The organism is Streptomyces sp. NBC_00503 (assembly GCF_036346895.1).
Taxonomy (GTDB): domain Bacteria; phylum Actinomycetota; class Actinomycetes; order Streptomycetales; family Streptomycetaceae; genus Streptomyces.
On record NZ_CP107855.1, the window covers coordinates 2258679 to 2277708 of the forward strand.

Consider the following 19030-nt stretch of genomic DNA (forward strand, 5'->3'; position numbering starts at 1 on the left):
CGACTACTGTCGGCAGGGCACGGCCGTGGCATGTGACGCACGGAACAATCGGCCGGTTCCCTCTATCCGGAACCCACTACCGGTGGGTAACGTCCGGTCGGTCCACATGGTGGCGATGGCGCCCAGAGGAGCAGCAGTCTTGCGCGAGTTCAGCCTTCCGGCCCTGTACGAGGTCCCGTCGGACGGGAACCTGACGGATCTCATCCGCCGCAACGCCGCTCAGCATCCCGACACGGCCGTCATGGCGCGCAAGGTCGCCGGCCAGTGGCAGGACGTCACGGCGACCGAGTTCCTCGCCGAGGTGCGGGCCGCCGCCAAGGGCCTGATCGCGGCCGGCATCAAGCCCGGCGACCGCGTCGCCCTGATCTCCCGCACCCGCTACGAGTGGGTGCTGGTCGACTTCGCGATCTGGAGCGCGGGCGCGGTCACCGTCCCCGTGTACGAGACCAGCTCCGCCGAGCAGATCCAGTGGATCCTCGGCGACTCCGGCGCCGTCGCCGTCGTCACCGAGTCCCCCGCGCACAGCGCCGCCGTGGCCGCGCTGCGCGACCGGCTGCCGGAGCTGCGCGAGGTCTGGGAGATCGAGCAGGGCGCGCTGGCGGCGCTGACCGCCGCCGGCGCAGGCATCTCCGACGCCGAGGTCGACGCGCGCAGCTCGCTGGCCAACGCCGACGACCCGGCCACCATCGTCTACACCTCCGGCACCACCGGCCGACCCAAGGGCTGCGTGCTGACCCACCGCAGCTTCTTCGCCGAGTGCGGGAACATCGTGGAGCGGCTGAGCCCGCTGTTCCGCACCGGCGAGTGCTCCGTCCTGCTCTTCCTTCCGGCCGCGCACGTCTTCGGACGCCTGGTGGAGGTGGCGGCCGTACTGGCGCCGATCCGGCTGGGCTGCGTACCGGACATCAAGAACCTCACCGACGAGCTGCAGTCCTTCAAGCCGACGCTGATCCTCGGCGTGCCGCGCGTGTTCGAGAAGGTCTACAACTCGGCGCGCGCCAAGGCGCAGGCCGACGGCAAGGGCAAGATCTTCGACGCGGCGGCCGAGACGGCGATCGCGTACAGCCGCGCACTGGACCTCCCGGGCGGTCCTTCCCTCGGGCTCAAGCTCAAGCACAAGCTGTTCACGAAGCTGGTCTACAGCAAGCTCCACACGGTCCTCGGCGGGCGCGGCGAGTACGCGATCTCCGGCGGCGCCCCGCTGGGCGAGCGGCTCGGCCACTTCTTCCGCGGCATCGGCTTCACGGTGCTGGAGGGCTACGGCCTGACCGAGTCCTGCGCGGCCACGGCCTTCAACCCGTGGGACAAGACGAAGATCGGTACGGTCGGCCAGCCGCTCCCGGGCTCCGTGGTGCGCATCGCCGACGACGGCGAGGTGCTGCTGCACGGCGAGCACATCTTCAAGGAGTACTGGAACAACCCGACGGCCACCGCCGACGCGCTGACCGACGGCTGGTTCCACACCGGTGACGTGGGCACGCTCGACGAGGACGGCTACCTCGCGATCACCGGGCGCAAGAAGGAGCTCATCGTCACGGCCGGCGGCAAGAACGTGGCGCCCGCCGTGATCGAGGACCGGATCCGGGCGCACGCGCTGGTCGCGGAGTGCATGGTGGTCGGCGACGCGCGGCCTTTCGTGGCCGCGCTGGTCACCATCGACGAGGAGTTCCTGGGCCGCTGGGCCGCGGAGCACGGCAAGCCGGCCGGTGTGACGGCCGCCGAGCTGCGCGAGGACGCGGACCTCGTCGCCGCCGTCCAGAAGGCTGTGGACGACGGCAACGCGGCGGTCTCCAAGGCGGAATCGGTGCGTAAATTCCGCATCCTGCCCTCCCAGTTCACGGAGGAGTCCGGGCACATCACGCCTTCGCTGAAGCTCAAGCGGAATGTGGTGGCGAAGGACTTCGCGGACGAGATCGAAGCCCTCTACCGGGGCTAGAAGGGCTAGCGCGGGTCCTCTGCGAGGACCCGCGTCATGTTCCGCTCCGCAAGGGCGGTGATCGTCACGAACGGGTTCACGCCGAGCGATCCGGGGATCAGCGAGCTGTCGGTGACGTAGAGGCCCTGGTAGCCCTTGACGCGGCCGTAGTCGTCGGTCGCGTCCCCGAGGACGCAGCCGCCCAGCGGGTGGTAGGTGAAGTTGTCGGCGAAGTTCTTGTTGTCGCCGAAGAGGTCGTAGCGGTAGATGGTGAAGTTGGCCCGGTTGATGCGGTCGAAGAGGTTCTTGGCCGCCTGGACGGACGGGGTGTTCTGGTCCCGGGTCCACTGGAGCTTCGCCGAGTCGCTGGCCGCGTCGTAGGTGAAGTGCCCGCGCTCCGGGTTCTTGGTGATGGCCAGGTACATCGAGATCCAGTGCTCGATCCCCATCGGGAGCGGGGCTATCTCGGCGAAGACCGGGTTCGAGGCGTTGTCCCAGTCGTCGATGCCCATGGCGGGCATGGTGGCCTGGTTGGCGCCGACGGTGTCCCACAGGTGGTTGGCGCGGGCGGTCATGACGTTGCCGTTGTGGCCCCAGCCGAGGCCGACCTTGTCGTTGAGGGCGGGCAGCGTTCCGGTCTCGCGGGCGCGCAGCAGGATCTCGGTGGTGCCGAGGCTGCCCGCGCCGAGGAAGAGCTGCTTGCAGCCGAGTTCGCGGACCTGGGTGATCCGGCCGGTGGTGTCGCTGGTCTGGACGGTCAGGATGTAGCCGCCCGCCGGGTCCTGGCGTACGCCGACCACGCGCTGCATGGTCTCGATGGTGACGTTGCCGGTGCCCAGGGCGGCGGCGAGGTAGGTCTTGTCGACGCTCTTCTTGCCGTGGTTGTTGCCGTAGATGACCTCGCCCGCGAGCGCCGACTTGGTGGCGGTGCCGGCGGCCTCGCGCTTCATGTACTCGAAGTCGTAGACGTTGGGCACGAAAGTGGTCTTCAGGCCGGTGTTCTGGGCGTGCTTGCGGGAGACGCGGGCGAACCGGTACCACTCCGTGGACTCGAACCAGGCCGGGTCGATGTCGTTGACGCCGAGCATGGCGCGGGCCCGGGGGTAGTAGGTCCCGTACATCTCGTCGGCGTTCACGCGCGGGAGGATCTCGGTGAAGTACGAGCGCTTCGGCGTGGGCGCCATGCCGCCGTTGACGAGGGAGCCGCCGCCGACCCCGCGTCCCACGTAGACGGACATGTCCCCGTAGTTCACCCGGTCCAGGACTCCGGGGTACGGGCTGATGTTGCGGTTGACCACGTCCAGCCAGAGGAACTGGGCGAGCGGGGCCTCGGTGCGGGTGCGGTACCACATGGAGCGCTGGTCGGGGGCGGAGGTGGACGGGAAGATCTTCCCGTCGGACCCCGGGGTGTCCCAGAGCCGGCCCATCTCCAGGACCACGGTGCGCACCCCGGCCTGGCCGAGGCGGAGCGCGGCGACGGCCGACCCGTAGCCGGAGCCGACGACGATGGCCGGGGCGTACGTCGCGGCCGCGGGTTCGGCGGCCGCCGCGGACTGCAGGCCGATCCGGGTGAAGCCGAGGGCGGCGGCGGTCTGGAGGGCGCCGAGGCCGAGAACATGACGGCGCGTCAGGTTTGGTGTCATGGCCGCATCATGAGCGGATTCCGCCCAACCAGCCATAACCCGCACTGACACGCTTCTGAGTAACAGTCAGACATGGCTCGACCGTATGCGGATCCCGCCCCCGCCCGCAGGCTTTGATCAACTCTGCCCGCGGCCGGCCCCTCGGGAGCGATAATCCGGCTCCCGCGCAAAGGGGCCCGGCCCGTCGCACCCGGCCGTGGCTACAGGAGCTCGCGCAGGCGCTCCGCCAGGAGGTCCCAGCGCCACTTCTCCTCGACCCAGGCGCGGCCCCGCTCGCCCATGCGCGCACGCAGGGCCGGATCCTTCAGGAGGGCCACGATGCGCTCCGCCGCGTCGGCGGGGGCGCCGCCCGGGACCACCCAGCCCGTCTCCCCCTCCAGTACCGCGTCAGGGGCTCCGCCGGAGTCGCCCGCGACCACCGGCAGTCCCGTGGCGGAGGCTTCGAGGTAGACGATGCCCAGGCCTTCGACGTCCAGGCCGCCGCGCCGGGTCCGGCAGGGCATCGCGAAGACGTCCCCGGCCCCGTAGTGGGCGGGGAGCTCGGACCACGGGACCGCGCCCGTGAAGACCACCGAGTCCGCGACCCCCGTGGAGGCCGCCAGCGCCCGCAGGTCCGCCTCGTAGGGTCCGCCGCCCACGACGAGCAGTACGGCGTCCGGGAGCTCCGCCAGGATCTCGGGCATCGCCTCGATCAGCGTGTCCTGGCCCTTGCGGGGCACCAGGCGCGAGACGCACACCACGACCGGGCGGTCGGTCAGGCCCAGCCGGGCGCGGACGTCCGCGCCGCCCGAACCCGGGTGGAAGGTCTTCTCGTCCACGCCCGGCGGGAGCTGCACCATCCGGCCCGCCGCCGCCGGGGTCAGCGCGGAGGCGATCCGCGAACGCGTGTACTCCCCCAGGTAGGTCAGCGTGTCCGTGCCCTCGCCGATCCGCCGCAGCAGCTGCCGCGCGGCCGGCAGCTGCGCCCAGCCCGCCTCGTGCCCGTGCGTGGTGGCCACGATCCGCTTCGCCCCGGCCCGGCGCAGTGCGGGGCCCATCAGGCCCAGCGGGGCCGCCGCCCCGAACCACACGGACTCGCAGCCGTGTTCGCGCAGCAGGTCCGCCGCCCGCCGGGTCACCCGCGGGGTCGGCAGGAGCATCGTCGTACGGTCGCGCACGATCCGGAACGGCTGCTCCGCGTCGAAGGCGGCGGTGGCCGCCCGGCCTTCGGCGGAGTGCTTCCAGGTGGAGGCGTAGACGACGACGCGGTCGGGGTCCAGCCGCAGGGCCATGTTGTGCAGGAAGGCCTGGATGCCCCCCGGCCGCGGCGGGAAGTCGTTGGTCACGATCAGCGTCTTGTGCATCGTCAGCCGACCCTACCGGAGCTGGGTCGTCTCTTCCGGATCTTGCCGGGCCCGCGCCGCCCGGCAAGATCCGGAAGAGACGGCCTACCGGAACTCACCGCGCAGCTCCTGCTGCCAGGCCCGGGTCAGGGCGGGGAGGTCCGTTCCGAGGGCCTCGTCCAGGGCCGTGGGCAGGGGTTCGCGGCCGGCCTTCTCGTACAGGGAGACCAGCGCCGCGTCGCCCCACTTGCGGGCGATGAGGCGGCAGGCCAGCCAGGAGCCCTCGTACGCCCGCGCCAGCGCCTCCCCGTCCCCACCGAAGGCGAAGGCCGCGTTGCCGGGGAGCTCGGCCGGCAGGTCGCCCCGGCGCACCGCCCGGCCGGTCGCCGGTGCGGCCTCGGCCGCGCTGCGGCCGCTGCCCCGGTACGCCGCCCAGTCCGCGAAGCCCTCGGAGAGCCACAGCGGGGTCTTCGCGGTGGTCGCCGCGCGGGTGGCCACGTGCGTGGTCTCGTGGGTCAGGATGACCTGGCGGCCCTCCGCCGTGAGCTGTCCGTACCCCTCCGGGTTGACCACGACCCGGTCGGCGGGGGCCGGGCCCGCGCCGGTGCTCCCGGTGGTCACGGCGCCCAGGCCCCGGTACTCCTCCACCGGGCGGCCCAGCAGCGCCGCCATCGCCTCCAGCGACCCGGGGACCAGGACCACCACCCGGCCCGCCCAGGGCCGCGGCCAGGCGGCGCTCGCGGCCGGGACGGCCTCGTCGGCCTCGGCGGCGATCGCGGCCAGGGCTTCGGGGCTCTGGCCGTCGCCGCCGAGCACCAGCGCGTGCGCGCCCCGCGCGACGCCCACCGGGCCCTGGTCCCACAGCTGCGGCGGGGCGCCGGGCGCGGGCCGGTCGGCCACCACGGTCCAGGAGCCGCCGGGGCCGCCCGGGGTGGCGGGGCCGGCAGGGCCGCCGGAGCCGTCCGGGCCGCTCCCCCGGGTGAGTTCCACCTCGCGGGCCGATCCGGCGGGGGCCGCGTCGTAGCCGGTGAGCCGGTAGTGCAGCTCCGCGCGCGCGAAGGCCCGTACGCCGTCCACCCGGACCGAGGAGACCTCGTAGGACCAGCCCTCCAGGGGGATCGCCGCGAGCCGCTCGGGCGGGGCCGCCGACCAGGCGGCGACGGCCCGGCGGACGGCCCCCTCGGCCGAGGAGCCGGCCGGGGCGGAAGCGGAACCCGAAACGGAACCGGAAGAAGGGCCGGGCGCCGGGCCCGGGCCGCAGCCGGCGAGCGGCACGCACAGCAGGAACGCCAGCGGCGGCAGCGCGCGCAGCAGGGGGTGGCGGGAACGGACCGGGCCCGGGAACATCACCCGATCGTACGCAGATCCGCCCTCAGGGCCGGGTCACCGAGGACACCGGCATCATCCCGACCGGGTCGTAGCGCACCCGTGCTCCCGGGTACGGGGCGTGCACCACCTGGCCGTTGCCCACGTACATCCCGACGTGGCTGGCGTCGGAGCGGTACGTCACCAGGTCGCCCGGCCGCGCCTGCGAGAGCGGCACCTGCTGCCCCGCGTACCGCTGGGCCTGCGAGGTCCGCGGCAGTGCGACGCCCGCCTGGCGGTAGGACCACACCATCAGGCCGGAGCAGTCGAATCCGGAAGGCCCGGTGGAACCCCAGACGTAGGGCCGTCCGACCGCGGAGCGGGCCGCCATCACGGCGGTCGCGGCGCGCCCCGAGGAGGGGCCGAACGAGGCGGGCAGGGCGGCCGGGTCGGGCAGGGCGTCGGGGCGCCCGCCCGAGCGCGAGGCGCGCTCGAAGTCGGCGCGCTCCTGCGTGGGCATGGCGTTGAGCAGCCGGCGGGCGGCGGCGAGCTTCGCGGTGACGGCCCGCTTCTCCTTCGCCACGTCGGCGCGCAGGGCGTCGAGTTCGGCGAGCTTGCGGGAGGCCTCCTCCCGCTCCTGGCCGAGCCGGCGCTGCTCGGAGCGCAGTTCCTCGAGCTGGCGGGCCTGGCGGCCGGTCAGCCGGTCGAGGGTGGAGGCCTTGGCGAGGTACTCGTCGGGGTCGTCGGAGAGCATCAGCTCGACGGAGGGGTCGATGCCGCCCGCCCGGTACTGGGCTCCGGCATAGGCCCCGAGGACCCCGCGCATGGTGTTGATGCGGTCCTGGCCGCGGGCCACCGCGTCCTGGACCCGGTCGACCTCGGTCCGGAGCCTGCCGGCCTTCTCGCCTGCCTGGTTGAAGCGCTCGGTGGCCTGCTCGGCCTCCTCGAAGAGCTGGTCGACCTGGGCGCGGGCGCCGGCCGAGGGCTCGTGCGGGAGGCCGGGGGCCGCGCTGGCGGGTGCGCCCGTCATGGCGACCGCGGCGCTCGCCGCCGCGGCGGTGAGGACGGTGACCTTCGTGTTCCGGTCGAGGACGCTGGGCCCGGACCGGCGATGGGACGCCACGTGAAACCGCTCCCTTCCGCTGCGCGGGACCGGGTCCGCCCCCCGTGGACGGCCGTGTGCCGGGGTTCCGCGCTGGCAGACAGTAGCCGCGCCACCGGTCACCGGCCAACGACCTCCGGCGGGCACACACAGTGACGCCCCGCCGGAGACGCAGGTCACCGGCGGGGCGTGTGGTCAGAGCGGGGCCGCGGAATTCGCCCGGATGGGCGGTGTGCGGCGCGTCCGGTCGGGTCCGGGGGCGTCAGCCTCTGACGGGGGGCTTCAGCCTCCGACGGGGGGCGTCAGCCTCCGACGCGGACCCCGTACGCGAATCCGCTGAGGGATCCGTACAGGATGCCGGCGCTCGGGTTGGCGGCGTGGAAGACCTTGCCGTTGCCCGCGTACAGCCCGACGTGCTGGAGGTTCCCGTAGAAGACCAGGTCTCCGGGCTGGAGTTCGCTCAGGCTGATCTTCCGGCCGTCGTTGACCTGGTCGAAGGTGGTGCGGCCGATGGTGATGCCGGCCTGCCGGTAGGCCCACTGCGTGAGGCCGGAGCAGTCGAAGGCGTTCGGGCCGGTGCCGCCGCGGACGTAGGTCCCGCCGTTCTTGGTCACGGCGGCGCGCAGCGCGTCGGCGGCGCGGCCGGAACCCTTCACGTTGCTGAGGTCGGCCTGCTCGGCCGCGCTGCCGCCCGCCTTCTTGGCCTCCTCCTTGAGCTGCGTGCGCTCCTGCGCGGTCAGCGTGTTGAGGAGGGCCTGGGCCTCGGCGAGCTTGTCCGTCGAGATCTTCTTCTTCTCGGCCAGCTCCTTGCGGGTGGCGTCGAGGTCGGCGAGCTTGCCCGCGGCCTCCTGGCGCTGCTGCGCGAGGGTGCGCTGCTTGGCCTGGATCTTCTGGACCGCCTCGACCTGCTTGCCGCTCAACTGCTCCAGCGTGGAGGCCTTGTCGAGGTAGCTGTCGGGGTCGGCGGAGAGGAACAGCGCGAGGGACTGGTCTATGCCGCCGGTGCGGTACTGGGCGTTGGCCATCGAACCGATGCTGCCGCGCAGGGTGTTGAGCTCACCCTGGCCGCGGGCGACCTGGTCCTGGAGCTGGCCTATCTCCTTCTCGAGGGCGTCCTGGCGCGTCTGGGCCCCGTTGAGCTTCTCGGTGGCCTGCTCCGCCTCTTCGTAGAGCGCGTCGACCTTGCTCTTGACCTCGTCCTTGCTCGGCTTGGCCGGGGCGGCGTTGGCCGCCTGGCCGGTGAGGGCGACCGCCGCGGCGGCGGTGATGGTCAGGACGGTCACACGGGTGCGGGTCGGCTGCTTGGGTCGACGGTGGGACGCCACGAAGGCGAGCTCCTTCTTCCTGGAGCCGCCGAAGAACGCAGACTCGGCGACACCTTCGCCATCACCCCGAATGAGTGAACTACCGCACGAAGGTTTGACCTGACCCTAGTGACCCTTCTGTGATCAGTTCAAATCCTGTCGGGAAAAAACTCGCTCTGCGACCAGGCTTTTTACCTACGGTGCACGCTCTGTGCAGGGCACTTGACGGTACGTTCCCTCGAGCCCCTGCCAATTCCGGCATTGGGCCCAGGAGTTACGAAACGCGCGAAAGCCGCTTCAGCAACAAGGCGGACGTCACCGGCCGGGCTCCGGCCTTGGCCACCCCGTCGGCGACCTCCCGGTCCGTGGAGACCACGACCACCGGGCGGCCCAGCGGCTCGGCGCGCACCAGCTGGCGGATCAGCTCGTCCGCCGTCACCCCGGCCTTGGAGAACAGCACCCGCACCCCGCGCGGCGGCGCGAGCAGCACCGGGGCCGCCAGCTCCGCCCCGTCGAAGACACAGGTCATCTCGGCGCCCGTCTGCGCGGCGAGCATCGACAGCCCGCCCAGCAGCCGCAGCCGCTGCTTCTCCAGCGGCATCGTCGGATAGCCGGTCTTGGTGACGTTGTAGCCGTCGACCACCAGATGCGCCTGGGGCAGCGCCAGCAGCTGGTCCAGCAGCGCCGGGTCGGTCTCCGACAGCGCACGCGCCGCGATGTCCTTCGGCGTCATCCGGCCCGGCTCCACCGCCTCCACCGTGTCGGCGGGCCGCGTGGAGAGCGGCGGCAGCGCGAGCTCCCGGCGCAGCCCGGCCGCGGCGTCCAGCACGGTGTCCAGGAGCAGCCGCAGCCGCATGTCCTCGATGCTGCGCCCCTCACGGGTGGCCCGGCGCGAGGTCTCCAGCGCCGACTCCACCTCCGCGAGGCGGGACTTGAGCCGCCGGGTCTCGCTCTCGGCCGCGGCCACCTGCGCGGCCGCCTCCCCGCGGATCCCGTCGACCTCGGCGTTGATCTTGCGCAGGGCGGCGTCGCCCCGCTTGACGTCGCTCAGGGCGCTGCGCAGCTTGCGCTGAAGCGATTCCGCTTCCTTGCGCGCCGCCTCCAGCTCCACCCGCACCTGGTCACCGCCGGCGCGCTGCAGTTCCCGTACGTGGGCCAGCTCCTCGCGGAGCCGGTCCATCTCCCTGCGGGCCTCCTCGCCGACGCGCTCGGCGTCGGCGCGCTGGGCCTCCTCGCCCGCGGCGGCCACCAGCTTGGCCCAGCCGGCCGGCCTCAGCACGTACGCGGCGGCCGCCACGTCCAGCGGATCGGCGGCGGCGGGCGGCGCCCCGGACTCCAGCGCCCCGGCCAGGTCGGCCTGCGCCTCGCGGAGCTTCTCGGCGACCCGGCCCCGGAAGACGGCATCGGTCTCGACGGCCGTCGCCATGGCGTTGCCCGCGAACTTGGCACGCCGGGTCGGGGTGAAACGGGCGTACTGGCGCAGCTGCGCCGGGAGGTCCGCGACCGTCAGACCGCCGAAGGCGTCCGAGACGAGCGCGACGACCCGGCGCCGCACGCCCTCCGGGAGCGGGCGGTCGAGCACCTCGGCGGCGTCGCCGGCCGCATCGGCCGCCTCAGCGCCGCTTGCTGGCTCCACAATCCGTCACCCCTACCGTCATTGACCTGTGGGCCGGGCTCCGTCAGGAGTCCGCGCCCGGCCTGTCCACGAGCTCGATCTGGTCCACCGCGTTGCACCAGCGGCAGCGCACCGACTCGATGGTCTCATTGACCACCTCGCGCTCCTCGACCTTCGGCTCCCCGGCGAGGTCCAGGTGGACGTACTCCACGACCTTCGACGAACGGGTGACGTCGAATCGCGTGAGGTTGCCGCACAGGGTGCAGCGCCACCGGGTGGTGTCGGTCGGCAGGGGAACCGTCATCAGGCCGCTCTCTCCTTCTATGTCTTACACCTCGTCGCGCACGCGGGCATGCGCACGCGGACGTGCGTAGCTCGTAACCCTACGGCCTGCCGCACCCGCGGGTGGGTCGGGCTGGGTCATGCTCGGTCGCATGATCGTAAAGTGGCAGGCCGTGCGCGAGGCCGCCCGGGGCCCGGTGGTCACGCACGCGCTGATCGCAGGCTGTTGCGTGGTGTTCGTCCTGAGCCCCGCCTCGGGGCTCAATCCGGTCTACGGAACGGGCGAGGAGCTGCTGGCGAACGGGACCGCGTACTTCCGGCGCTGGGGCGTGGTCCCGGACGAACTCTTCACGGGCGGGCTGCCGCACGGCGGGGGCCGGGCGCTGCTGACCCCCCTGACGGCCCTGTTCGTCCACGGCTCCTGGCTGCACCTGCTGGGCAACATGCTCTTCCTCTACGTCTTCGGGAAGATGACGGAGCAGCGCATGGGCCGGACGGGGTTCCTCTGCTTCTACGTGGCCACGGGCTACCTGGCCCTGGCGGCGTACGCGGCGGCCAACGCCTCCTCGGACCAGACCCTGGTCGGCGCCTCCGGCGCGATCTCGGCGGTCCTGGGGGCCTTCATGTGCCTCTTCCCCAAGGCCCGGGTGACGAGCCTGTTCCCGTTCCTGCTCTTCCTGCCGCTGCGGTTCCCCGCGTGGATCGTGCTGATGTTCTGGTTCGCCCTCCAGTGGCTGGCGGCGCACCGGGCACAGAGCGGTCCGGGAGTCGCCTATCTGGCCCATGTGGTGGGCTTCTCGGCGGGATTCCTCTACGCGTGGGTGCGTTACCGGAGGGGGACTAGAGTGGGCCGACCAGTGACTGCCGGCGAGGGAGAAGGCCAACCGTGATCACCGCGATCGTGCTCATCAAGACCAGCGTGGACCGGATCCCCGAGATCGCCGAGGCCATCGCGGCGCTGGAGAACGTCAGCGAGGTCTACTCCGTCACCGGCACCTACGACCTGATCGCACTGGTCCGCGTGGCCCGCCACGAGGCCCTGGCGGACGTCATCCCGGGCAGCATCAGCAAGATCCCGGGCGTGGAGGGCACGGACACGCACGTGGCGTTCCGCACCTACTCCCAGCACGACCTGGAAGCGGCGTTCGCGATCGGCCTCGACGCGTAGCGGCGAGGGGCCCGGGGCCGACGTGTCCCAGGTCACAATTGCGATCTTGTGCGGTGCGATGAGTTTCCGGTGACCGCGCGGTCTGTAACGGTGTAGATCCACTACGGACCCAGGAGCCTCTCATGCGCATCGTCATCAGCGAGTTCATCAGCCTCGACGGCGTCGTCCAGGCCCCCGGCGGCCAGGGGGAGGACGACGACAACGGGTTCGCGCACGGCGGCTGGTCGCACCCGTTCTTCGACGCCGAGGTCGTGGGCGGCGCCTTCGCCGAGGTGACCGCCAAGGCCGAGGCCCTGCTCTTCGGGCGCCGCACGTGGCAGACGATGGCGGGGGCCTGGCCGGAGCGGGCCGGCGACCCCTTCGCCGACCAGATGAACTCGATCCCCAAGTACGTGGTGTCCGCCACCCTGGGCGAATCCGACCTGACCTGGAATAACACCACGCTCGTCCCCGGCGCCGACGCGGTGGCCCGGATCCGTGAGCTGCACGCGGCCGACGGCGGCGACCTGGTGGTCATGGGCAGCCCCACGCTCGTACGGACCCTGCTGAGCGAGGGCCTGGTCGACGAGCTGCGGCTGATGGTCATGCCGGTGCTGGTCGGCGGCGGAAAGTCGATCTTCCCCGAGGACGGCGGTCTGCGGCCCCTGGAGCTGGTCTCCTCGGTCACCGCGTCCACGGGCACGCAGGTGTGCGTCTACCGCCCGGCGGCCCAGGCGTAGCAGTGGGCCAGGCGCAGCACCGGCGGTGGCCCGGGCACAGCACCCGGGCCCGTCACCCGGTCCCCGCGTCCCCCTGACGTCGTGTCTCAGACGGCGGGGACGCAGCGGCCCTCTTCGGTCCGGTACTGCCACTTCGCGCCGTCCGCGACGAGCTCCTTGACCGCGCGGACGAACCGCTCGACGTGCTCGTCGGGGGTGCCGGCGCCGAAGCTGACGCGGATCGCGTTGAGCGAGCGCTCCCCCGGGGCCGCCTCCGGCGCACCGCACTCGCCCGGCTCCTGCGGCTCGCTGTCGAGCAGGGTGCGCACCAGCGGGTGGGCGCAGAACAGGCCGTCGCGGACACCGATGCCGTACTCGGCGGAGAGCGCGGCCGCGAAGTGGGAGCTGTTCCAGCCGTCGACCACGAAGGAGATGACGCCCACCCGCGGGGCGTCGTCGCCGAAGAGGGACAGCACGCGGACCGCGGGAACCTCGGCCAGACCGCCGCGGACCTTGTCGATCAGCTGCTGCTCGCGGGCGACCAGGTTCTCGAACCCGGCCTCGTTCAGCGCCTTGCAGGCGGAGGCGATGGAGTAGACGCCGATGACGTTGGGGGAACCGGCCTCGTGGCGGGCGGCCGTGGTGTGCCACTCGACGTCGACGCCGCCGTCCTCGCGGCGGGCCACCTTGCGGGAGGCGCCGCCACCGGCGAGGTACGGCTCGGCCTGCTGCAGCCAGTCGGCCCGGCCGGCGAGCACGCCCGAGCCGAAGGGCGCGTAGAGCTTGTGTCCGGAGAAGGCCACCCAGTCCACGTCGAGCTCCTGCACGGAGACGGGGTGGTGCGGGGCCAGCTGGGCGGCGTCCAGGACGATGCGGGCGCCGTGCGCGTGCGCGGCGGCGGCCAGTTCCTTGACGGGCCACAGCTCGCCGGTGACGTTGGAGGCGCCGGTGACGCAGACCAGGGCGGGGCCGTAGGGGGCACGGTCGGCCAGTGCCCGCTCCAGGGTCTCGACGGCCTGGGCCGGGGTGCGCGGCGCGTCGAGGTACGTGACCTGCGCGTCCACCCAGGGCAGGAGCGAGGCGTGGTGCTCGGTCTCGAAGACGAAGACCTGGCAGTCGGCCGGCAGCACCGCGGCGAGCAGGTTCAGGGAGTCCGTGGTGGAGCGGGTGAAGATCACCTGGTCGGAGGCGCGGCAGTCGAGGAACTCGGCGACCGTGACGCGGCTCTGCTCGAACAGGTCGGTGGAGAGCTGCGAGAGGTATCCGGCGCCGCGGTGGACGCTGCCGTAGTACGGGGCGTACGCGGCCACGTCGTCCCAGACGCGCTGCAGGGCCGGGGCGCTGGCCGCGTAGTCGAGGGCGGCGTAGGTGACCTCGCCGCCGGTGACGAGCGGGACGGTGACGTCGCGGCCGAGGACCGGCAGCGGCTCGGCACAGGCGGGGCCCTCGGCGGTGACGGCGGCGGTGGCGGTGGCGTTCGGGGTTGCGGACATGGCGGTATCTCCCGGCAGGCAGGTCTGAATGGCTTCTGTGTGCCCGTACGGGGGTACGACGCTGCGGCCGTCCGGGGTACGGGAAGAGCCTCGGAGATTCCGGGTACGCGGAAGCGACCCTGTTCCGAGGGTTGAAGAAGGGGCGGAAGCGCCCTATCGCATTCGCTTGCTCACGGAAAAAGCTCCTCGATCGAGACCAGGATCCCTGGTGTCGAGGGATCCGCGCTTGCCGTAGACCTCACTGCCTACGACCTGGTCATCACCCGGGGCACCCCGCCACGGAAGGAGGGTTGCCGGACAGCGAGCCGGGGCCAAAACGCTGTCACTCGTGACCTGACGATGATCCTGCCACAAGATCCCTCGAACGCAAGACCCCGGTCCGCATGGTGGACCGGGGTCATGGCCGAAAAGGATCGACCGCCGCGTCAGGCGTTGCTGGCCGCCACCCAACGCTCCAGCGCGGCCCGCGCGGCACCCGAGTCGATGGCCTCGGCCGCACGGGCCGCGCCCGCGGCGAGCTGCTCCTCCAGCGTCCCCGTACCCGGGTCCAGCGCGACCAGGGCCGCGGCCGAGTTCAGGAGCACGGCATCGCGGACCGGGCCGGTCTCACCGGCCAGGAGGCGGCGGGCGACGTCCGCGTTGAAGGAGGCGTCGGCGCCGGCGAGCGCGGAGACGTCCACCAGCGGGATGCCGATGTCGCGCGGGTCGAAGGCCTGCTCCACCGACCGGCCGTCGCGGACCCACCACACCCGGGAGGTCGCCGTGGTGGTGAGCTCGTCGAGGCCGTCGTCGCCGCGGAAGACCAGCGCCGAGGAGCCGCGCTCCGCCAGGACGCCCGCCACGATCGGGGCCATCCGGGCGTCGGCGACACCGGTGGCCTGAGCCCGGACCTTCGCGGGGTTGGTCAGCGGACCGAGGAAGTTGAAGGTGGTCCGGATGCCGAGCTCCTTGCGGGCCGCGGCCACGTGCCGCAGCGCCGGGTGGAACTTGACCGCGAAGCAGAAGGTGATCCCGGCCTCCTCGGCGACCTCGACGACCCGCGCCGGGGTGAGGTCGAGGTTGACGCCCAGCTTCTCCAGGACGTCCGAGGAGCCGCTCGCGGAGGACGCGGCCCGGTTGCCGTGCTTGACCACCTTGGCACCCGTTCCGGCCACGACGATCGCGGACATCGTCGAGATGTTGACCGTCTTCGCGCCGTCGCCGCCGGTGCCGACGATGTCCACCGTCCGGCCCGGCACCTCGATCAGGTTGGCGTGCGCGTACATGGCCCGTACCAGGCCGTTGATCTCCGCGACCGTCTCCCCCTTGGCCCGCAGGGCGACCGCGAAGCCGGCGATCTGGGCGTCGGTGGCCTCTCCGCGCATGATCCGGTCCATGGCCCAGGCCGTGTCGTCGGCGCTGAGGTCCCGGCCGGTCAGCAGTGCGTCGAGAACGCCCGGCCAGCCTCGGGCCGCCACGCTGTCGCCGCCCGCCGGGGTCACCAGGTTCATGGTCCGCTCCTGCTACTGGTCATGGTCACATCGAGTGGGAAGGGCTTCAGCCTATCCAGCCGGGGGACGGCAAAGAGCCCCGTCCCAGACACTGGACGGGGCTCCCGCTGTGGCGACACCAGGACTGGCCGAAATCAGTCCCTCAAGCGATCTGACAAACAGACGACGAGCAGTGGCGCAGGAGATCAGTGGTGGCCGTGGCCGCTCTGGATCTCCTTGTACTCCTCAGCCGAGGGCTTCGGAATCTGGTTGTTCTCTCCGTAGTAGCCCTTGCTGAGCTTCGCGCGGAGCTTCTCGATGCGGCCCACCTTGCGCTCGACACCGTTCTCGTCGACCGTCGGGCCGATCTCGGCCGGCTGGTACTGGTCGTACGAGGTGAGCGTGTGGAGCTTGCCCTGCGAGAGCGGCTCGTGGATCTCGACGAACTCACCGTGCGGCAGGCGCTTGATGATGCCGGTCTCGCGACCGTGCAGCACCTTGTCCCGGTCCCGGCGCTGGAGGCCGAGGCAGATCCGCTTGGTGATGATGAACGCGACGACCGGGCCCACGAAGAACGCGATCCGGGCGAACCAGGTGATCGAGTTGATCGACAGGTGGAAGTACTGCGCGAACATGTCGTTTCCACCGGCGATCAGCAGGACGACGTACCACGTCAGCCAGGCCACGCCGAAGCCCGTACGGGTCGGGACGTTGCGCGGGCGGTCCAGGATGTGGTGCTCGCGCTTGTCCCCGGTGACCCAGGACTCGATGAACGGGTAGACCGCGATGACGACCAGGACCATCGGGAAGATCATCAGCGGGACGAACACACCCAGGACGAGGGTGTGGCCCCACAGGTTGATCTCCCAGCCGGGCATGGCACGGATCAGACCCTCGGAGAAGCCCATGTACCAGTCGGGCTGCGCACCGGTGGACACGTGGTCCGGGCGGTACGGGCCGAGCGCCCAGATCGGGTTGATCGAGGCGATCGCCGCGATGGCCGCGATGACACCGAAGACCAGGAAGAAGAAGCCTCCGGCCTTGGCCATGTAGACCGGGAGCAGCGGCATGCCGACGACGTTCTTCTCCGTCTTGCCGGGGCCCGCGAACTGGGTGTGCTTGTGGTAGAAGACCAGGATCAGGTGGGCCACCAGCAGGCCCATCATGATGCCGGGCAGCAGCAGGATGTGGACCGAGTAGAACCGGGAGACGAAGTCGCCGCCCGGGAACTCGCCGCCGAAGAGGAAGAACGAGAGGTACGTGCCGACGACCGGCACGGACAGCATCGCGCCCTCCATGAAGCGGACACCCGTGCCCGAGAGCAGGTCGTCCGGCAGGGAGTAACCGGTGAAACCGGTGAACATGCCGAGGACCAGCAGCAGGAAGCCGAAGATCCAGTTGACCTCGCGCGGCTTGCGGAAGGCGCCCGTGAAGAAGACGCGCATCATGTGCACGAGCATCGCCGCGACGAAGATCAGCGCCGACCAGTGGTGGATCTGCCGGATGAGCAGACCGCCGCGGACGTCGAAGCTGATGTCGAGCGTCGACTTGAACGCCTCCGACATCTGGACGCCCTGCATCGGCACGTACGAGCCGTCGTAGACGACCTCGTTCATGCTCGGGTGGAAGAACAGCGTCAGGTACACACCCGTGAGGATGAGGATGATGAAGCTGTAGAGGCAGATCTCACCGAGCATGAAGGACCAGTGGTCCGGGAAGATCTTGCGCATGTTGGCCTTGGCGAGGCTGTAGATGCCCAGCCGGCCGTCGGCCCAGTCGGCTACGCGTTCGCCGGCCGGGGCCTTGCGCTCTTGAGTGTCGGTCGCAGTGCTCATCCGCGCTCCCAGAATGCAGGACCGACGGGCTCTTCGAAGTCGCCGAGCGCCTCGAGGAAACCTTCGTCATTGACGCCGATCCGCAGCTGCGGGAGCGCGTGACCAGCCGGGCCGAAGATGACTCGGGCGCCGTCGGAGAGGTCGAAGGTGGACTGGTGGCACGGGCAGAGCACGTGGTGCGTCTGCTGCTCGTACAGGCTGATCGGGCAGCCGACGTGGGTGCAGATCTTGGAGTAGGCCACGATTCCCTCGTGGGACCACTCCAGCTCCTGCTTGTCCTTGATGTCCTCCGGCTTGATGCGGACGATCATCAGGGCTGCCTTGGCGATCTGCGTCTGGAAGTCGTGCTGGTCCTCTTCCAGGCCTTCCGGCCGGGCGAAGGTCAGCGAGCCGACGAGCAGGTCCTCGGGACGCAGCGGCTGGTTCGTGTTGTCGTTGACCAGCAGCTTGCCCTTGGCCCAGAGCGTCTTGCGCAGCTTGTCCTCGGGCAGCGTGCCCAGGTCGCGCAGGATCACGACGGCGGAGAGCGGCAGCAGGGCCAGCGCACCGAACATCGTGTTGCGGATCAGCGGGCGGCGGCCGATGGCCGACTCGCGCGCGCCGTCCGCGAAGTCCTGCATGACCTGCGCCTTGACCTCGGCCGGGGCCGCGATCTCGTGACGCTCGGCGGCGACCTCGACATCGGACATCAGGGTGCGGGCCCAGTGGACCGCGCCCGCGCCGATGCTGAAGAGCGCCGTGCCCAGCGTCATGCCCAGGGCGAAGTTGAGCGCGCTCACCTTCCCGATGGGGAAGATGAAGACGATCTTGTCGACGGGGATGGACACGAACGAGGCGATGAACCCCACCGTGGCCAGCATCGACAGGGTGAACAGCATGGCCACCGTGCGCTCGGACCGCTTGGCGGCCCGCTCGTCGATGTCCTGGATGCGCGGGCGGTGAACCGGGAGGCCCGGGTCGGCGAACGGGTCGTCCGCCACTGCCACGCCACCGTGGTGCGTGTCGCCCTGCTCGCTCGGCAGGTGCTTCTCTTCGGGAATGTCTTGGCTACTCATGACTTCTTGGCCTTAGCGGTGTGGGCCGCGACCCAGACGGCGACAGCGATCAGCGCACCCAGACCGAAGATCCAGCCGAAGAGACCCTCGGAGACGGGGCCGAGGCCACCGAGCTTGAGCCCACCCGGGCTGGTCGACTTCTCGCCGTTCACGTTCTGGAGGTACGCGATGATGTCCTTCTTCTGCTTCTCCGGCATGGTGCTGTCCGGGAAGGAGGGCATGTTCTGCGGGCCGGTGAGCATGGCCTCGTAGATGTGCTTCGGCTCGACGCCCTCGAGGTTCGGGGCGTACTTGCCGTTCGTCAGCGCGCCGCCCTCGCCGGTGAAGTTGTGACACTGCGCGCAGTTGTTGCGGAACAGCTCACCACCCTTGGCGATGTCGGCGCCCGCCGGGTCGTACTGCTTCTCGGTCGGCGTGATCGGACCGGCACCGAGGGACGCGATGTACGCGGCCAGCTGGTCGGTCTGCGCCTGGTTGTAAATGACGGGCTTCTTCGGCACCTGGGCGCCGGGCTGCTGGGCGGGCATGCGGCCCGTGCTCACCTGGAAGTCGACGGCCGCGGAGCCGACGCCGACCAGGCTCGGGCCGTCAGAGGAACCCTGACCGCCGGTTCCGTGGCAGCTTGCGCAGCCGACGGCGTAGAGCTTCTGGCCCTCCACGATGGCGAGGGACTGGGCGGTCTCGTCGGCCTTCGCAGTGCCCGTAGGCGCGAAGACGGCGTACAGCCCCCCAGTGGCCGCCAGCGCGAAGAGTAGAACGACGACCGCCGCCAGCGGATGGCGTCGTCGTGCGGAGAGCTTTTTCACGGATTACCCCGGTGTCAG

General features: G+C 71.3%; 16 protein-coding genes and 1 riboswitch. Of the genes, 4 read left to right on the top strand and 12 right to left on the bottom strand.

The window, feature by feature from the left end; all coding sequences use genetic code 11:
* Window positions 1–139: 139 nt before the first annotated feature.
* Window positions 140–1936 carry an AMP-dependent synthetase/ligase gene (locus OG490_RS10565; protein ID WP_330296026.1) on the top strand — a complete coding sequence of 599 codons (1797 nt, stop codon included), beginning with the start codon at window positions 140–142 and terminating at the stop codon, window positions 1934–1936.
* A gap of 5 nt (window positions 1937–1941) precedes the next feature.
* On the opposite strand, the gene OG490_RS10570 is transcribed toward OG490_RS10565, so the two are convergent.
* From OG490_RS10570 to OG490_RS10600, 7 genes are all read right to left on the bottom strand, one after another.
* Complete coding sequence (locus OG490_RS10570) at window positions 1942–3558, bottom strand: GMC oxidoreductase (RefSeq protein WP_330296027.1); 1617 nt, start codon at window positions 3556–3558, stop codon at window positions 1942–1944.
* Between the two features lie 200 nt (window positions 3559–3758).
* Window positions 3759–4901 (bottom strand): glycosyltransferase family 4 protein, encoded by a 1143-nt coding sequence (locus OG490_RS10575; protein ID WP_330296028.1) that lies wholly within the window; start codon window positions 4899–4901, stop codon window positions 3759–3761.
* 84 nt (window positions 4902–4985) lie between these two features.
* Window positions 4986–6227, bottom strand: a complete 1242-nt coding sequence (locus OG490_RS10580) for a hypothetical protein (protein WP_330296029.1) — start codon at window positions 6225–6227, stop codon at window positions 4986–4988.
* A 25-nt stretch (window positions 6228–6252) separates the two neighbouring features.
* Window positions 6253–7308, bottom strand: a complete 1056-nt coding sequence (locus tag OG490_RS10585; protein ID WP_330296030.1) for a C40 family peptidase — start codon at window positions 7306–7308, stop codon at window positions 6253–6255.
* A 281-nt stretch (window positions 7309–7589) separates the two neighbouring features.
* The gene (locus tag OG490_RS10590; protein WP_330296031.1) at window positions 7590–8612 is read right to left on the bottom strand and encodes a C40 family peptidase; all 1023 of its coding nucleotides are present in this window, start codon (window positions 8610–8612) and stop codon (window positions 7590–7592) included.
* Between the two features lie 253 nt (window positions 8613–8865).
* Window positions 8866–10230 carry an NYN domain-containing protein gene (locus OG490_RS10595; protein WP_330300869.1) on the bottom strand — a complete coding sequence of 455 codons (1365 nt, stop codon included), beginning with the start codon at window positions 10228–10230 and terminating at the stop codon, window positions 8866–8868.
* A gap of 40 nt (window positions 10231–10270) precedes the next feature.
* Window positions 10271–10510, bottom strand: a complete 240-nt coding sequence (locus tag OG490_RS10600) for a hypothetical protein (protein ID WP_008738811.1) — start codon at window positions 10508–10510, stop codon at window positions 10271–10273.
* Between the two features lie 130 nt (window positions 10511–10640).
* Here OG490_RS10600 and OG490_RS10605 point away from each other — a divergent pair, with 130 nt between their 5' ends.
* From OG490_RS10605 to OG490_RS10615, 3 genes are all read left to right on the top strand, one after another.
* Entirely contained in the window at window positions 10641–11378 is a 738-nt protein-coding gene (locus OG490_RS10605) for a rhomboid family intramembrane serine protease (protein WP_330296032.1), read from the top strand.
* On the top strand, window positions 11375–11656 hold the full coding sequence (locus OG490_RS10610) for an Lrp/AsnC ligand binding domain-containing protein (RefSeq protein ID WP_330296033.1): 282 nt from the start codon (window positions 11375–11377) through the stop codon (window positions 11654–11656). The genes OG490_RS10605 and OG490_RS10610 overlap by 4 nt, the downstream gene beginning before the upstream one ends.
* Before the next feature lie 122 nt (window positions 11657–11778).
* Entirely contained in the window at window positions 11779–12375 is a 597-nt protein-coding gene (locus OG490_RS10615) for a dihydrofolate reductase family protein (protein ID WP_330296034.1), read from the top strand.
* Window positions 12376–12461: 86 nt separating this feature from the next.
* Here the strand turns inward: OG490_RS10615 and OG490_RS10620 are convergent, their stop codons facing one another.
* The 5 genes from OG490_RS10620 to qcrC all read right to left on the bottom strand — a co-directional run bounded on the left by OG490_RS10620 (window position 12462) and on the right by qcrC (window position 19012).
* Complete coding sequence (locus OG490_RS10620; protein ID WP_330296035.1) at window positions 12462–13847, bottom strand: aminotransferase class V-fold PLP-dependent enzyme; 1386 nt, start codon at window positions 13845–13847, stop codon at window positions 12462–12464.
* Between the two features lie 217 nt (window positions 13848–14064).
* Window positions 14065–14181: riboswitch (SAM riboswitch) on the bottom strand.
* A gap of 91 nt (window positions 14182–14272) precedes the next feature.
* Window positions 14273–15337, bottom strand: coding sequence for an anthranilate phosphoribosyltransferase (gene trpD, locus OG490_RS10625; protein WP_330296036.1), 1065 nt, complete (start codon window positions 15335–15337; stop codon window positions 14273–14275).
* A 185-nt stretch (window positions 15338–15522) separates the two neighbouring features.
* On the bottom strand, window positions 15523–17151 hold the full coding sequence (gene qcrB, locus OG490_RS10630) for a cytochrome bc1 complex cytochrome b subunit (RefSeq protein ID WP_330296037.1): 1629 nt from the start codon (window positions 17149–17151) through the stop codon (window positions 15523–15525).
* Window positions 17148–18206: a cytochrome bc1 complex Rieske iron-sulfur subunit gene (qcrA, locus tag OG490_RS10635; protein WP_330296038.1), complete on the bottom strand. Its 1059-nt coding sequence runs from the start codon at window positions 18204–18206 to the stop codon at window positions 17148–17150. Before qcrA ends, qcrB begins: the two co-directional genes overlap by 4 nt.
* The gene (gene qcrC, locus OG490_RS10640; RefSeq protein WP_330296039.1) at window positions 18203–19012 is read right to left on the bottom strand and encodes a cytochrome bc1 complex diheme cytochrome c subunit; all 810 of its coding nucleotides are present in this window, start codon (window positions 19010–19012) and stop codon (window positions 18203–18205) included. The genes qcrA and qcrC overlap by 4 nt, the downstream gene beginning before the upstream one ends.
* Window positions 19013–19030 lie beyond the last annotated feature (18 nt).

Excerpts from the sequence above, each read along its gene's own strand:
- OG490_RS10580 (WP_330296029.1), bottom strand. The coding sequence starts at position 6,227 with ATGTTCCCGGGCCCGGTCCGTTCCCGCCACCCCCTGCTGCGCGCGCTG.
- OG490_RS10615 (WP_330296034.1), top strand. The coding sequence starts at position 11,779 with ATGCGCATCGTCATCAGCGAGTTCATCAGCCTCGACGGCGTCGTCCAG.
- qcrA (WP_330296038.1), bottom strand. The coding sequence starts at position 18,206 with ATGAGTAGCCAAGACATTCCCGAAGAGAAGCACCTGCCGAGCGAGCAG.
- OG490_RS10620 (WP_330296035.1), bottom strand. The coding sequence starts at position 13,847 with ATGTCCGCAACCCCGAACGCCACCGCCACCGCCGCCGTCACCGCCGAG.
- trpD (WP_330296036.1), bottom strand. The coding sequence starts at position 15,337 with ATGAACCTGGTGACCCCGGCGGGCGGCGACAGCGTGGCGGCCCGAGGC.
- qcrB (WP_330296037.1), bottom strand. The coding sequence starts at position 17,151 with ATGAGCACTGCGACCGACACTCAAGAGCGCAAGGCCCCGGCCGGCGAA.
- OG490_RS10575 (WP_330296028.1), bottom strand. The coding sequence starts at position 4,901 with ATGCACAAGACGCTGATCGTGACCAACGACTTCCCGCCGCGGCCGGGG.
- OG490_RS10600 (WP_008738811.1), bottom strand. The coding sequence starts at position 10,510 with ATGACGGTTCCCCTGCCGACCGACACCACCCGGTGGCGCTGCACCCTG.
- OG490_RS10570 (WP_330296027.1), bottom strand. The coding sequence starts at position 3,558 with ATGACACCAAACCTGACGCGCCGTCATGTTCTCGGCCTCGGCGCCCTC.
- OG490_RS10605 (WP_330296032.1), top strand. The coding sequence starts at position 10,641 with ATGATCGTAAAGTGGCAGGCCGTGCGCGAGGCCGCCCGGGGCCCGGTG.